Origin of the sequence: Haladaptatus sp. DJG-WS-42 (assembly GCF_037198285.1) — an archaeon.
In the GTDB taxonomy this organism is placed as follows: Archaea; Halobacteriota; Halobacteria; order Halobacteriales; family Halococcaceae; genus QDMS2.
On record NZ_CP147243.1, the window covers coordinates 2,336,423 to 2,350,756 of the forward strand.

At 56.9% G+C, this 14,334-nt stretch carries 18 protein-coding genes and 1 tRNA gene; 12 read left to right on the plus strand and 7 right to left on the minus strand.

Annotated features, from left to right (window positions below; translation table 11 throughout):
• Positions 1-30 precede the first annotated feature (30 nt).
• The 4 genes from V5N47_RS12595 (at position 31) to V5N47_RS12610 (ending at position 1,734) form a co-directional block, all read left to right on the plus strand.
• A complete protein-coding gene (locus V5N47_RS12595; protein ID WP_338727973.1) occupies positions 31-522 on the plus strand; it encodes a ferritin-like domain-containing protein in 492 nt (163 codons plus the stop codon).
• The gene (locus V5N47_RS12600; protein WP_338727974.1) at positions 519-977 is read left to right on the plus strand and encodes a metal-dependent transcriptional regulator; all 459 of its coding nucleotides are present in this window, start codon (positions 519-521) and stop codon (positions 975-977) included. Before V5N47_RS12595 ends, V5N47_RS12600 begins: the two co-directional genes overlap by 4 nt.
• A 49-nt stretch (positions 978-1,026) precedes the next feature.
• Complete coding sequence (locus V5N47_RS12605; RefSeq protein ID WP_338727976.1) at positions 1,027-1,485, plus strand: universal stress protein; 459 nt, start codon at positions 1,027-1,029, stop codon at positions 1,483-1,485.
• Between the two features lie 176 nt (positions 1,486-1,661).
• Positions 1,662-1,734, plus strand: a tRNA-Gln gene (locus V5N47_RS12610).
• Between the two features lie 319 nt (positions 1,735-2,053).
• On the opposite strand, the gene V5N47_RS12615 is transcribed toward V5N47_RS12610, so the two are convergent.
• Both V5N47_RS12615 and V5N47_RS12620 read right to left on the minus strand, forming a co-directional pair.
• The gene (locus V5N47_RS12615; protein ID WP_338727977.1) at positions 2,054-2,662 is read right to left on the minus strand and encodes a hypothetical protein; all 609 of its coding nucleotides are present in this window, start codon (positions 2,660-2,662) and stop codon (positions 2,054-2,056) included.
• Positions 2,659-3,228 (minus strand): response regulator, encoded by a 570-nt coding sequence (locus tag V5N47_RS12620; protein ID WP_338727978.1) that lies wholly within the window; start codon positions 3,226-3,228, stop codon positions 2,659-2,661. Before V5N47_RS12620 ends, V5N47_RS12615 begins: the two co-directional genes overlap by 4 nt.
• Positions 3,229-4,054: 826 nt before the next feature.
• On the opposite strand from V5N47_RS12620, the gene V5N47_RS12625 reads away from it, so the two are divergent.
• The 4 genes from V5N47_RS12625 to V5N47_RS12640 all read left to right on the plus strand — a co-directional run bounded on the left by V5N47_RS12625 (position 4,055) and on the right by V5N47_RS12640 (position 7,958).
• A complete protein-coding gene (locus V5N47_RS12625; protein WP_338727980.1) occupies positions 4,055-5,551 on the plus strand; it encodes a hypothetical protein in 1,497 nt (498 codons plus the stop codon).
• 230 nt (positions 5,552-5,781) lie between these two features.
• On the plus strand, positions 5,782-6,753 hold the full coding sequence (locus V5N47_RS12630) for a polysaccharide deacetylase family protein (protein WP_338727981.1): 972 nt from the start codon (positions 5,782-5,784) through the stop codon (positions 6,751-6,753).
• Positions 6,746-7,546 (plus strand): formyltransferase family protein, encoded by an 801-nt coding sequence (locus V5N47_RS12635; RefSeq protein ID WP_338727983.1) that lies wholly within the window; start codon positions 6,746-6,748, stop codon positions 7,544-7,546. The genes V5N47_RS12630 and V5N47_RS12635 overlap by 8 nt, the downstream gene beginning before the upstream one ends.
• 58 nt (positions 7,547-7,604) lie before the next feature.
• Positions 7,605-7,958, plus strand: a complete 354-nt coding sequence (locus tag V5N47_RS12640) for a hypothetical protein (protein ID WP_338727984.1) — start codon at positions 7,605-7,607, stop codon at positions 7,956-7,958.
• A 19-nt stretch (positions 7,959-7,977) separates the two neighbouring features.
• On the opposite strand, the gene V5N47_RS12645 is transcribed toward V5N47_RS12640, so the two are convergent.
• Positions 7,978-9,540 (minus strand): pyridoxal-dependent decarboxylase, encoded by a 1,563-nt coding sequence (locus V5N47_RS12645; protein ID WP_338727986.1) that lies wholly within the window; start codon positions 9,538-9,540, stop codon positions 7,978-7,980.
• A 195-nt stretch (positions 9,541-9,735) separates the two neighbouring features.
• Here V5N47_RS12645 and V5N47_RS12650 point away from each other — a divergent pair, with 195 nt between their 5' ends.
• The 3 genes from V5N47_RS12650 to V5N47_RS12660 all read left to right on the plus strand — a co-directional run bounded on the left by V5N47_RS12650 (position 9,736) and on the right by V5N47_RS12660 (position 10,771).
• A complete protein-coding gene (locus tag V5N47_RS12650; RefSeq protein WP_338727988.1) occupies positions 9,736-9,963 on the plus strand; it encodes a hypothetical protein in 228 nt (75 codons plus the stop codon).
• 83 nt (positions 9,964-10,046) lie between these two features.
• Positions 10,047-10,211: a DUF1059 domain-containing protein gene (locus tag V5N47_RS12655; protein WP_338727989.1), complete on the plus strand. Its 165-nt coding sequence runs from the start codon at positions 10,047-10,049 to the stop codon at positions 10,209-10,211.
• Between the two features lie 74 nt (positions 10,212-10,285).
• Entirely contained in the window at positions 10,286-10,771 is a 486-nt protein-coding gene (locus V5N47_RS12660) for a redoxin domain-containing protein (RefSeq protein ID WP_338727990.1), read from the plus strand.
• Positions 10,772-10,773: 2 nt separating this feature from the next.
• Here the strand turns inward: V5N47_RS12660 and V5N47_RS12665 are convergent, their stop codons facing one another.
• From V5N47_RS12665 to V5N47_RS12675, 3 genes are all read right to left on the minus strand, one after another.
• Positions 10,774-10,971 (minus strand): hypothetical protein, encoded by a 198-nt coding sequence (locus V5N47_RS12665; RefSeq protein ID WP_338727991.1) that lies wholly within the window; start codon positions 10,969-10,971, stop codon positions 10,774-10,776.
• Positions 10,972-11,067: 96 nt separating this feature from the next.
• Positions 11,068-12,018 carry a DUF3179 domain-containing protein gene (locus V5N47_RS12670; RefSeq protein WP_338727993.1) on the minus strand — a complete coding sequence of 317 codons (951 nt, stop codon included), beginning with the start codon at positions 12,016-12,018 and terminating at the stop codon, positions 11,068-11,070.
• Positions 12,019-12,079: 61 nt separating this feature from the next.
• Positions 12,080-12,790 carry an alanyl-tRNA editing protein gene (locus tag V5N47_RS12675; RefSeq protein ID WP_338727995.1) on the minus strand — a complete coding sequence of 237 codons (711 nt, stop codon included), beginning with the start codon at positions 12,788-12,790 and terminating at the stop codon, positions 12,080-12,082.
• Between the two features lie 113 nt (positions 12,791-12,903).
• Here V5N47_RS12675 and V5N47_RS12680 point away from each other — a divergent pair, with 113 nt between their 5' ends.
• The gene (locus V5N47_RS12680) at positions 12,904-13,584 is read left to right on the plus strand and encodes an HD domain-containing protein (protein WP_338727997.1); all 681 of its coding nucleotides are present in this window, start codon (positions 12,904-12,906) and stop codon (positions 13,582-13,584) included.
• A 31-nt stretch (positions 13,585-13,615) separates the two neighbouring features.
• Here V5N47_RS12680 and V5N47_RS12685 read toward each other — a convergent pair whose 3' ends face one another.
• Complete coding sequence (locus V5N47_RS12685) at positions 13,616-14,293, minus strand: LysE family transporter (RefSeq protein ID WP_338727998.1); 678 nt, start codon at positions 14,291-14,293, stop codon at positions 13,616-13,618.
• Between the last annotated feature and the right edge of the window lie 41 nt (positions 14,294-14,334).

Here is a 14,334-nt window from a genome sequence, read left to right on the forward strand (position 1 = left end):
GGTATCTGGTCGTCATGCGGGGTGCGCGCCATGAGCCTTGGCCAGCGCGTCTCGTCGGACCACCAACTCGCCAGATTGCTCCAGATTGGGGTCGTCTTAGAAGAAGTGGTCGAAGCGAGAGCCCACCACCACTACGAATCGCTCGGCAAAGACGAGTTAGACGACGAAATCGTCCACCTCCTCGAACACGCAGCAGAGGAGTCATCCGAGCACCGCGAACGACTCTCTGCACTCATCGACGAACTCGATGCCGAAGTCATCGGCTACGAGGAAATCGAAATGCTCGTGAGCGAGCGATACGGGCGCACCAAACCAGAGGACTTTGATGGCCTGCTCTACGACCAACTGTGTAACGAGGAGACGGCCTACAAGTTCTACGACGACCTTATCGACGCCATCGAAGCGAGTGACACCGCCTTTACCATCGACCGGAATCGCCTCATCGAAACCCTGACCGCCATCCGCGAAGAGGAAGCAGAGGGCGTAGAAGCAGTGACGAAGCTCATGGAGACGCGCGAATGAACACCGCCGACCAATACCTGAAAGCAATCTACCTCGTCCAGCAGATGGAAGACGGCCCGGCCGCCACGGGCAAACTCGCAGATATGCTCGAAGTGAGTCCCGCGAGCGTCAACGAGATGGTCGGGAAACTCGAATCCCGCGACCTACTCGACCACGAGAAGTACAAGGGCGCTCAGCTCACCGACGAGGGCATCATGCGCGCACGCGACTCGCTGCAGACCTACTGCATCATCGAGCGCTTCCTCATCGAAGTGCTCGGCGTAGAGGAGTTCAACGCCGAGGCAAAAGCACTCGAAAGCGTCATCGACGAGACGGTGGCAGACCGCCTCGATACGATTATCGACCGGGACTCACAGTGTCCAGACTGCTTCTCAGCCGAAGACGACGTGTGCTCGCTGCTCGTCTCCGAACTCGAATTCTCCCAGTCGTCTTCCCAGTCGAGTCCAGCGAAGTAACCCGGTTCCGTCGGCATCTTTTATCACACTTCCGTGAGTAGCCCCTGCCATGGACACTGGATTGGTTGTCGTCGAGCCCATCGACAGCACACGAGAACTCGTCCGCGAAGCCGGTGCGCTCGCCAAAGGGAGCGACGGTCGGCTCATCCTTCTCTCTATCCTCCCCGAAGAGGAGTACGACGAGCGCCACGAGGCCCGTCGCCGTGGCTCTGATTTCGAGACCACCTACACCCTCGAAGAAGCAGAGGACGAAGCGCTCCGTCTCGCACGGAAAATCGGCCTCGAAGAGCTGAAACCCCTCGACGTCCCCTACGAAACCGTTGGCGTCGTTGGCCAGCTCACAAAGCGCATTCTCGCGATGGCAGCAGAACACGACGTAGACCACATTTTCCTCGTCGGAACGCGCCGTTCGCCCTCTGGAAAGGCGCTGTTTGGCGACGTGGCCCAGTCTATCCTCCTCAACTTCGAGAACGGGCCGGTCACCGTCTTGATGCAAGACCGAGAGTGACACACCTTCACGGGCTTGCGGATTCTCGAAGCGTTCAAGTATCCTGCAAAGATACGTCGAAGTAAGTCGCGTGAGAGTGCGTGAGAGTTCGCACGAGTGCGTGACAATAGTCCCATGGTGGTGAGCAATCTCGGAGAGATTGCGAGGTACATGGGACGAGCGAACGAAGTGAGCGAAGTCCCATGGTGTAGTGGCCAATCATAGCGGCCTTTGGAGCCGTTGACTCCGGTTCGAATCCGGGTGGGACTATTGTATTTTCGCGCTGGAAATCCCAGCGCGTAATTCGTATCAGAAGCAACTGGTTCGTACGGGAGAGCGGTGCTAACCGCTCGTGTGGTTCGAATTCGTGGGACGACTACCTTTTACTGACGCTCGATGTCGAGCCTCCTACGACGACGCATGATAATATCTTGCTCCCAAATGGGGCGTTCGTCGAGGTTCAGCTTCTCATCGAGGAAGTTTCTGAGCCGTTGGCCAACGGTATCGGTCTGTTGTGTCCCTTTTGGGTTCCATTCGTCAAGGAGGACGCGTGGTTTCGAACGCTTTCGCAGAACTCTCTGCACCGATATTATCGGCTATCGTTCATGTTTCCAGGGGCCGACCCGAGCGGCTGGATTGACGGCGAGTCAGTTGCGTCGAACGTCACGCAGTAATCCATTGGTTGTTGGAGAATCCGTCTCGTTTTCTGGTCAACGTCGGCAGAAATCGCATACAGTGCGGTGTTCTGGATTGCGGTGACACGCTTTGAGACCAGATAGAGGAGACGGTAAATCGATTGAACGGATTCGTGTTCGAGCAAGGGCGTGATGTTCGTAATATAGAGGATATCACATCGTGGTGTCGCGTCGAGTGCTTCGAACAGTTGCGTTCCGAGCTCTGGAATCGCCGTGTGCGCCGCTGAGTCAGTATTGTTCTGCGTTTCGGTGGAGAACCCGATTTTCCTGAATGGCAGGTCAAACGATGCGTCGGTGAGCTTCTCGGTGTAAAATGCCTTATCACAGCCGGCGATGGCGATGCCGAGGCCATTGGTCGCGTTTTCTGTGTGGGTGTAAAAGTAATCCCAACTTTGGGCTGGCTCACCAACAACGAGGATGTTTGCGCTGGGCAGGCTTGACTCGTGGTGTGGAACTTCGCCAACGTCTTGTGAGTTGTTTTCAGTGGGCGTAGAGGTGGTCATTCTCGAAGGATTGCAATGACATCCTGGTTCGAAAGCTGATAGAGTGCGGCACCGGCTTGTTTGTCTAGTTTCTCCCACTCTTCTTTGAGTGCCTGGTACTCCTCGCTTTCTGCAAGCTCTGCACTTGATTTGTGCGTTTCAAGCAACGCGAGTTTTGAACTGACGGAGAACAGTTGCTTGAGGTGGTCGTCGTACTCCGAACGAGACAGCATTCGACTGATGATGGTTTCAAGATCGTCTTTCCCAACGGGTTTGACAAGGTAGTCGTCGAATCCCATCTCGTAGATATCGAAGTCCGGCTCAATCGCGGAGATGATGACGACGGTACAGTCGAATCCGTGCTTTCGAATCCAGGCGAGCACCTCATCGCCGCCTAACTGTGGGAGGTTCCTGTCAAGCAGAATAACATCGAAGGAGTCGTCGAGTTTGTCGAGTGCTTCTCGACCTGTGTACGCAACTTCGACATCGTATACTGCCCCAATCCACTTTGCATAGAGCTCTGCAATATCTTCCTCGTCTTCCACGACCAAGACGCGAGGCGTCCGAGAGTCGTTTGTATCGTTCATGTTTCACCCACCAACTATCAACAAGGTTACTGTTGGAACATAATAAGTTATATGGATTTATCAAATGAGATTAGTCGGAATTCAAAACATTTTATCACCCTTCATCAGCTCCCCTCGCTGAACACGCATTCGCCACTCGATTGAGCACAACATGGGGAACCCACTTGCAAGAACCCATCGTTAATAATTAATCGGTCATAGCCTGGGCGCGCGCAACGACTTGCCGACAAATTATATTGGCAATAATTACCGGGTGTAGTTGCAATGTTGACATTATCTTGCAGCAGTTACATCGTGACACATATTGTGGGAGTACATTCAACCTCGTGATATGAAAACTCCATAATTCGGGAGTTAAGCACTCTCTAAACGTGATGGGACGACGAATCACTACAATTGTTGATACGTATTAGAAATCGTGATGAATCTATATAATTGCGTGAATTGCGTCTTTTGAAATCTAGGGTTTAAGGGCCTGAAAGCCCAGAAAAACACAAATGCAACGGTTTGAAACGGCCCGTTAAGCACATCTTATTATCTTCCAGTATTCGGGCATAACTCAGTCCATGTCAGGATATTACTGAAAGCATAACAATTTTATATCCTTGATAGAATGTTAATATTAGAAAGTAATTCAGACGGGAATTACTATCACGAAAATAAGAATAAACGGCTTGGCGATAGCTACGGGTATAGTCCCAACTCACTCATACGGCATTCGACGTGCCCGAGAATCGCTACGAAAACCACAATGGAAAAACGCGACACGATCTCTCAGACGGCAGAACAGAACGACACTCCTTCCCTTATCGGGCGACGTAAATTCATGGGTGCGGTCGGGGCAACGGCAGCGGGCGCAACAGTACTCTCCTCGCAGAACGCATCAGCGACGACCACGACCGGCGTAGAAGACGGGTACAGCCGGGTCATTGACATCGTCGCAGACGCCGGGGCAGACAACACAGGTAACGAATCCATCACGCCGATCCTCCGCGAGTACGCTGGCGATGATACGCTCATCAAATTCCCACCAGGGCGCTACTACATGGACTCACAGTTCCGCTTTACGGGCTTCCGAAACTTCGGGCTGGTCGGCGACGACGCCACGCTCGTCCCGGCGAACTACGACGACTTCGACGGACCACAGTACCGCCTGTTCCGGCTTGGTATCTACTACAATCCCGGCGTTGACCTGCGCGTCCAAGGGTTTACGGTTGACCTCACCGCAGAACGCACCGGCATCCGCGCAATCGATGCGATGGTCGATGACGGGCTGTTCGTTGACGACATCACCATCGTTGGCCGCCACGACACCGGCACGTTCGGGCCTGCGCTGTTCTCTATCACGTCGCCTGAGGGCAAAGGGATGGTCAAGCGCTTCCGCGCCAACGACGGCGGCGCGTGGGACGAGGACACGCCGGGTGACCTCTGGCGTGGCCCCACGGGCATCCTTTGTAGCCAGTACCACACCGGACAAATCGAGTTTAAAAACTGCGAACTCGACGACTGGCCGGACAACGGCCTCTATGCGGTGACGAACGGCCGCGTCATCGTCAACGGCGGGCGCTACGCCAACAGCGAGGCTGCGAGCATCCGACTTGGCGGCCACGACTGTCTCGTCACGGGCGCGGAAGTCGTCGTCGACAAGCAGAACCCACAGAACCAGAACCAGCGTGGTATTCGCCTCGATGAAGGCCCCAACATGGCGGTCGTCGATACGACCATCCGACTGGAGAAGCCAAACGGCCACGCGCTCACGGTGATGAACGACTGTGAGAGCGCCTACCTCCGCGGTCTCGACATCTCCATCGGCGACGAAGTCTGCCACGGCATTGTGGTGCAATCGCAAGCCGGCCCAACCGAAATTGTCGATACGAACATCGACATCCAGCGCGGCGGCAACGCGATCCAAATCAACGGCACTGACGCGGGCAAGGTCCACTGTGAGTACGTGGACATCACGGGCACCGCAGACGGTGACTCGTGGCGCCACGCGATTCGGTGCAACCGAAACGACTGTGAGTTCCGCGTGGTGAACGTCAACCAACCGGGCGACCACTTCCGGCGCGCCCTCGTGCTCAACGGTGAGAACACGCTCGTCTACCGTGGCAAGCAAGCGGCAACCCACGTCCCAATCGTGGTCAACAGCAAGGGTGCCTGGCTCGAACGCATCGAAGCGCGGTCGTTCAGCGGGCGAGAAGGCCTCAAACTGAACAGCATGAGCTCTGACGTGACCATCAAACGCAGTACCATCGTAAACGGTATTTGGGACAAGAGCACTGAGGGGCTGCGGATGTACGGCAACGAATTCGAATTGAATTAATTAACTCTTCTGGCCATTTTTGTCGCGGGTTGCGTTTGTGCTTGGCCCAAGCACCTTTCTGCGTCTGGGGGTGTGAGCCTGTATGATCGAAAATGACCTCGGTCAGGCGACCATCGTGTATGACAGCCCCGACGGCAAATTTGAGTAACAGGCTTATAACACCCTGTTAGGCCACCCCTTCCTCGGTTCGTCTCATATTTACAAAGTCGTCAGCATCCAATTGGGGACCAATGAATGGCGTGGTCACGATTAGTATCGAAGTGGAACTAGGCTGGGGATTCCACGATATTGGCGGTCCAAAGCGGCTGAGCGACCAGTGTGTAGAGGAGCGAAAGTATCTCAAAAAACTCCTCCACAAATGCGACGAGGTTGGCATTCCGATCTCGTTCGATGTCGTTGGTCACCTTGCTCTCAATGAATGTGATGGGACACACGAGGGCCACTACCCAGCAGACTGGTTTGCGAACGATCCCGGTACGAACTTTGAAACGAATCCGGACTTTTACGCGCCGGATATGATCGCAGCCATTGCGGCATCGAACGTCGGTCACGAGCTCTGTACGCACACCTTCTCGCATGTCCTTTGCGACCGCATGGGGGACGACTGTGTCAACGACGACATCGCTCACGCACAACAGATTCACGAGACTCACTTCGGAAAGAAATCGGTATCGTTCGTTCCCCCTCGGCACTTCGAACCGACGGCGACCGTGCTACGAGAAAACGGAATTGAAATCGTTCGGAAATCGATTCATACTGATACGGGTAACAAAGTGAACCGCTTTTTCGAGCTGCTGATCGCTCCCCCGCTGCTCAACGAGCCACAGCTTGTCGAGGGGGTCGTCGAAACGTACTGCACGAGCTACCAATCGCTCACTGCAAGCTCGCTCCCAATCGGTCAGCGAGAAACTCATGCGGTGTTCAAGCCCATTCCACGCAGCCTCAGACAGCAGCTTCACCTCCGCCGGATGGAAACCGACCTCAAAGCCGTTGTCGAGAATGATGGGTACGCCCACTTCTGGTGTCACCTCTGGGATCTCTCGAACGAACACCAGTGGGGCGTCGTCGAACCGTTCCTCGACATGCTTGCGACCTATCGTGATACGGAGGGACTGCAGGTGCTGACCATGGCGGAGCTGAACGACCACGTCAGGGCCCAACACGCAACCGGCGTCGAACTCATGGAGGGCATCAATGGCTGAACCGCTTCGTCTCTGTCTGCTCGCAGAGTCGTCGATGAGCCGGTGGCAACTCGAAGCGATCCGGAAATTGCTCGACGAACAGGATGTCACCATCAGTCTCATTGTGGTTCACCACCCACGCGCTCGCACGCGAAAAGAGAAATTCGACCGCGCGATTCAGCTTCGTGAGTGGACCCTCGTCGCTGGCGGATTAGGGCTCATGCGCAAGCTACGAGGGTCCCACCAATTGACCGAGTCAATCCCCCTCGATGAAATCCCTGAACTCGACGGAGTCGAGCAAATCGCGTGCACGCCCGAGGTCATCAATGGCTGGAAGTATCAAATCCAACCTGAAATCGCCGAAGAAGTTGCGACGAAAGCTGACATCGCGCTTCTGTGTGGGTTCGGATTCATCACCGGGCCGATTCTAGCTGCTCCAAAACACGGCGTCTTGAGCTTCCATCACGGCGATCTACGAAAATACCGGGGGCAACCCATGGGTTTCTGGGAATATCTCCGTGGAGAACAGACCGCGGGCGTAACGCTCCAACGACTTACCGAGAAACTCGATGGTGGAGAAATCATCTATCTGAACGAAGTTGATATCAGCGACGCGCGGTACCTTCGTGAGGTGAAAACACGCCTCCTTGCGGAGTCGGTAGAAATGCTCTCTGAGGGTGTGAGACGGGTTCGTGACGAGTCGTTCTCACCGGAGACACCAACCGAACTCGGGCAGATCTACCGCATCCCAAAAGGGAAACCAGTCGCAAAATACCTCGCTAAATCTATCTTGGCAGCTGCTCGACTGTCCTGATTGTTACGGTCGATACAGCGGCCAACACATCTTTCTGCGTCTGGGGCTGCGTGCCTGTATGGTCGAAAATGACCTCGGTCAGGCGACCATCGTGTATGACAGCCCCGACGGCACTATCGAGCAGACGGTCGATAACGAGCACGTCGCGTACTTCCAAGACCACTGGATCGTCAAAACCGGCGAAGACGACCACGGAAACGACACCATCCGACGCATTCCGTACCAGCGTGTCCACTACGTCGAACGGAATGTAGAACAGTTCGAAAACGAAGTTGAGACGCTGAAAGACCGTGTCCAGTCGTTTACCGATGATATCAGAACGCGAATCCTTGGCGACGAACCGCCAGAGAGCCAAGAACACAGTCAAGACTCAATTCGCGTAGACATAGAGGACAAAGACTCTTCGAACTAACCGGTTCGAATTTCGCGTTTCACGCACGTCGCTCGAACACGGGATGTGACGCCACGAGGCTCGGCCGGTCTTCGCGGTCGAGTTCTGCACCCGCATTTTGAATCGCGCGGAAAACGTCTTCGATGTCGCCGAGCGTCGTCCGGTGTGAGCAAATCGAGAATCGGAGGACCGTGCGCTCGTGGATGGCACTCGTCCCGAAAAATGCGAGGCCACTTTCTTGAACGACGTCGGTAATCTTCTGATTCAACGTATCGAGATAGGCGTCGAGTGCTGCCTGCTGTTCGCCCGTGAGCGAGTCGTGTGCACCGAGGTCGGCAGGGACATAGCGGAACGAGTAGATGTAGAGATTCGGCTCGTGAATCGCGGCTACATCGGGTTCGCGCCGCACGAGCGAGTCAAGGTGGTGGGCGCATTCGATGTTCTGGCGAAGCAAGTCGCGATAGCCTTCCGCACCGTAGAACTTGAGGCTAATCCAGACCTTGAGCGCCCGGAAGCCCCTGGACATTTGTGGACCGTGTTGGTAGAATTCGTGGCCTTCGTACGCAGTGGGAAGCGTCCCGTGGAGATACGGTGCTTCCATGTCGAACGACCGGCGGAGACGGTCGGTATCGCGCACGAGAATCGCGCCACACTCGTAGGGGATGTAGAGCCACTTGTGTGGGTCGAGTGTGATGGAATCTGCGCGATCGAGTCCCTCGTACTTCGTGGCGAGTTCGGGCAGCATCGCGCCGACTGCGCCACACGCGCCGTCTGCGTGGAACCATAGGTCGCGTTCGTCGCAGATGCGCGCGATGTCGGAGAGTGGGTCGATGGCGCTCACGTTTATCGAGCCGACTTGCCCGATAACGCAGAAGGGGATGTCGCCGTTTTCGATGTCGGCATCGAGCAGTGTTTCGAGCGCATCCGTATCCATCGTCAAATCGTCGTGGCTTGGGACGAGGCGCACGGCATCGCGGCCGAGGTTGAGCATATCGGCCACGCGGAAGATAGAGGAGTGGCCTTCGTGGTCGGCCATGTAAAGCGTATAGCGCCCGGTTCGGGTGGGTGACTGCAACCCTTCTCCGGTGGTGTCGTACGCAGCAACGTTTCTGAGCGCGGTGAGGATGGCGATGAAGTTCGCCATCGTCCCGCCGCTGGTTAGGAGGCCGCCACAGTCAGGGTCGTAGCCGATGAGGTCTGCGAGCCACGAGATGACCGTTCGCTCCACTTCTGTCGCCGCGGGTGCGGGCTTCCACCCGCCGGTGTTCATGTTGACGGCCGCGGCGAGTGCTTCGGCGAGCGTTCCCATCATGGTCCCCGACCCCATCACGTAGCCGAAATAGCGCGGCGAGGTGTTGTGGGTCGCGTTCGGAAGGATTCTCGTCTCCCACTCGCGGAGAATCGCCTCGGGACTCTCGCCATGTTCGGGGAGCGGTTCGTCGAACAGGGCTTCGACTGCTCGCTCCGACTTTGCGGGGAACACAGGGCGAGTGTCTACGTCCTCGTAGAACCTTGTAATCATGTCCACGGTCTGGTACCCAAGCTCTCTAAACTCCTCAGGGGTGAGGTCGTGGGTCGTAAATTGGTGGCTGCGCGATGCCATAGTAAACGTTGGCTGAGCGCTTCATTAAGTAAGCACCACGACACTCTTGAAACGGCGACACACCTGACGTTGGGGTGTTCTTGCGGCGGCGAGTCTCTTGATTTCGTGACTACCGCAGGGCGCGTGTGGGTTGTGTGTCGTGATAACACCTATTAAGAAAGCGTTAAGCCATTGCCCTCGCTTGTCCAGCCACGAATGCTCCGCTGTCCCCACGACGATTGCGGTTGGCACGCCGTTGCGCCAACGACACAGGCCGCACAGGACAGGCTTGCAGAACACATCGCCGTAGAACATGCAATCGAGGTCGATACCACCATTCCCGAGGGGATGGTCCAGGTGAGCTTCGGCGACGGCAAGTGGAAAACCGTCACCCCAGAGGAGGCCCTCAAACTTCACCGCGAGCGAGACGACGACGAAGCTTAATACGCCGCTTTTCCTGACTCTGTCTCTGCAAGCGACGAATAACTACGTGAGACGCTCGCCATCGTACCTCGGAGGCTACACCAATGGCTCACCAAGTAATCTGCCGCGACGCTGGAAACGACTGTGACTTCATGGTTCGCTCTGAGAACCAAGACGAACTCATCGAGATGGTCAAAATGCACGCAAAGGAGACCCATGACCTCATGTATTCTACAGATGACGTCAAAGGCGTCATGAAGTCCGCCTGAACCGCCCGCACGACTCGCCTCTTTTCGGTTGCCACAACCCGTAGCGTAAAGCCGGGGCTTTCACAAGAACGACCATGTCACTCGAAGGAACACAAGCCCCAGCGTTCACAGTCACCGGCACCGACGGGAGCTCCCTCTCGCTCGCAGACGCGGTCGAAAACGGCCCCGTCGTCGTATTGACCCTACGCGGCCACTGGTGTTCGTATTGCGCAGAACAACTCCAGACGTTCAGCAACCACGCCTACGACCTCTGGCGAAATCACGACACGACCATCATTCCAATCAGCCACGACCCCGTCTCGAAACTTGTCGAGATGCGCGACCGCTTCGACCTGAAACTGCAACTCTACTCAGACCCCGACTTCGAGATGGTAACTGCCTATTCAGGCACCGAACAGTCGAAAAAACACGGGAAGATTCCGCTCTCGGGGACGTTTATTGTCGACGAAGAAGGTGTCGTGCAGTACGAACAGATCGCTGAGAACGCCGCAGACCGGACGTACGCGAACTACGCGCGTCACTTCATCAACATCGGGTTTGAGCGACCCTACACTGAATAGGGCTACCCACCCCACTCGCTGCCGATGTCGTCTGCGACCTGTTGGCGCCACAGACTGAATTCTTGATTACACGGTTGACTCGTCTCGATATGGTCGATAAAGCCCCAGCCACCATCGACCAGTTCTGCCTCACAGAACGGACAGTGTTCCGGGTCACCCCACACCGGGGAAGTATTCAATTGTTCAGACGATTGGGTCATATGACCTGTGTTTCGATGTATTATTAGATAATTCTATGGTCGTTAACGCAGGTAATTCGCGCATTTCTGTAGACAAACGTCCAAAAATATGTGTGGTTAGCGCGTGAAGAAGGCGTCCGGGCCGTGGTCGTCTTGCCAACTGAAGGCAAACAGCCACTGCGCGGCGACTCGCGTGAGCGACCGCCCATCTTCGCTTTCGCCGGTCGCGCCGTCCCAGCGGGTTTCGTCGGCCGCAAAGACGCCCGGTTGTGCCACGCGCTCGAACGTGTAGCCGGGGTTTTCGAAAGCAGCAAGTCCGTCGGGCGTCGCGAACACAACGATTTCGAGGTCGTCTACGGTCGTCATCACAACGCTCCCAGCGGCTTCGACCGTCGATTCGGGGAATCCGAGTGCGGCGTCAGCGTGCGTCACGCCGAGAACGGGTTCTTTCGGGCCGAAATCCTCACGAGCCCAGTCGCGCCCGCCGGTGCCTCGCTTGGCTCCGAGTCCAAAGCCCTCCATCTCGAAGTAGCGCTGGTAGGGATGTCGTTCGTATTCGATTGGTGCCGGCTCGTCCGTATCCGAGGCGGCTTCGCTCTCGCCGCCCGGCGGAACAAGAATTTCACCGTCAGGATAGCGTGCTTCGAATCGTTCGAGGGTGAGTCGGGTGGCTGGCAGTATCGTGAGAGACGTACCTTCGTACTCGCCTGCAATCGCTCTGCCGAGCGACTGTTTCCACGACGAGTCTGTCTCTCGGTCGAACATCACGAGGTCGTCGTCTGCGAGCGTTCCCGAAACACCGAACGTGAGCGTGGTGCCATCGACACACCGGTCGTACACGACGGTTGATCCACAGAGCGGACACCACGTAACGGCGACTGGCTGGCCGTCAACCACATCGTTGACGATTTCGTGGAAATTGAGCACCCGAATCGGGTAGCCACGGACCGTCTCGTTGCCTTCGACCACGACGAGTTGCTCATCACGTTCACCGCTGTAGTCCGTCGTGAACTGCGGGTCGTCGATGCTCGGAATGGCATCCGGCGGAATGACCTGTTTGACGTTCATAGCTCCATTCGGGAAGCCCAGCGGGTATGCCTTCCGGGAATGTGCCCCCAGCGCGCACGCCTCATTCGTGGAGCACGAATCGGACCCGCTCGAAGCCTTTTCCCCGTGATTCTCGCCCCTGCATTTCGAACTCACCGATCACCTCAGTGTTCGCTACGTGCGTGCCCGCACACGCGGTTCGGTCGTAACCTTCAATTTCCACGATGCGGAGTTGGTCGATGGATTTCGGGAGCAGGTCGATGCGCGTGCGCACGGGGTCGAGTTCTCGCTCTGCGGTCTCACGGTCTAACTCGTACCACGTCACCGGCCGCGCGTCTGCGATGAGTTCGTTCATCCGCGTAGTGATGTGCGCGAGGTCGGCTGCGGTGAAGCGGTCGTGTTCGACGTCCATGCGGGCGTAGTCGGTGTAGAGTTGATTTCCGGTCGTCGGCGCGTCGAACGCTTCGATAAGCAGCGCAGACAGCAGGTGTTGGGCGGTGTGATAGCGCATGTGGGCATAGCGGCGCTCCCAGTCGAGGTCGCCTGTGACGGTCGTCCCCTCCTCGGGTGGGTCGCCCGCGAGCGTGTGGTAGATGGTGTCTTTTTTCTGGACGTCCGTAACGCTCCATTCTGCGTCATCTGCGCGGAGCGTGCCGTGGTCTGCGGGTTGGCCACCACCTTCGGGGTAAAAGAGGGTTTCAGCCAGCACGACGCGGTCGTCAACAACGCGTGAGACCGTTGTCTCAAACGAGCGCGCGGCGGTGTCGGTAAGATACGCTGGAGTCGTGTCCATACTCGCTAGTGGAGGCTTGTTATTAATCAATCGGGTTGTCGTAACGCTAAAGAGTGGTACATACGTTTTTCTACGTAACATGAACACATCACCAGCACTCCGGAGGCGATTCTGTGGGAGTTGAGATCCAGGAGTCACCCATCACGGACGAGGCGTTCGAGGAGATGAAGCAGTTTGTCTTTGATTATCTCCAAGCGTCCGTCCGCAACGAAGACGAGGGTGGCCGAATGCGGTGGTACCCGTGGCACTCGGCGGAGTATCGATACAATCACATCCTGAACGTGGTTTCGATTGCGACGAAAATCGCTCGCCAAGAGGGGGCAAACGTGGACGTGACGCGCGTTGCGGCGTTGTTCCACGACGTTGCAAAGCTCGAAGCAGACCAAGAGATCCATGCAGAAGAAGGCGCTCGCGTTGCCCGCGCCTTCCTCGAATCGCACGGCGAGTACCCCGAGTCGTTCATCGCGCAGGTGTGCGATTCGATTACCGACCATTCGTATCAGGGTGACCTCTCGAATCTGACGCTGGAAACCCAGTGTCTCATTGAAGCTGACCTGCTCGACAAAGTTGGCGCGAACGGTACCGCGCTCATGCTCCTGCGGATGGGCTACGAGGCGCGCACGCACATGGACTCGGCCGAAATGGTCGGGCGCGTGCTCGAACGCGGCCGCGACGCCGCCCAGCGCGTCCAAAGCGACACTGCTCGCTCGATTGCCTTCGAACGCCTCAAGCGCGTCAAGTGGTTCCAAGAGTGGCTCGAAGGCGAGATTGACGAGATGGAAAGCGACCTGTAACTCGCAAACTCAGCCGTTCAACGGTTTTCGCTCACAAGAGCGTCGCCACCGCATCCGAGAGAAATAGGACACCGAACAGCGCGAGAATCCCCGCGCTCAGGTAGGCGACGACGGGCGCGACGGCGTCCATCCGTCGCTCGGCGGCGACGAGCGTGGCCGGGAAGCCACCGACCCAGAAGAGGATGCCGCCGAAAAAGCCCGCGAGGAGCAGCGTGCTTCCCGTTTCGACCACGAGTGACCCGCCTAACTGCTGGCCAATGTAGGGCAGCGGCGCGAACACGTCGATGGTGCCGGGTTGGAGGAGGCCAACACCAATCGTGAGCCAGAACACGATTTGGTAGGGGTTCGTGAGCGCGAGGACGAACGCCTTTTTGAACCCATTTTGCTCGTCGTCGTGGCCGTCCCCGGTGAAGTTCTGTGTCGCGTTTTTGGCCGCGCCGTAGGCGAAATAGCACATCAAAAGACCGCCTGCGCCGACCATGACTCCACGGACGGTTGGATAGGTTTCGACGAACGTAACCGCGCCGTAGAGGGCGAGAAGGAAGAACACCACGTCGGCCGTAAACGCACCGAGTCCGGCACGGACACCTGCGAGCCAACCGCGGAGAACGCTTTCCTCGGCGATAATGGCGTTCATCGGGCCGGGCGGTGCGGCAATCGCAAGACCGAAAATTCCGCCCGCAACGAGCGTAGAGAGCGCATTCAGCATTGCCTGCCCATAGGGGCGAAACTGCGAAAAGGGTGGTGTTC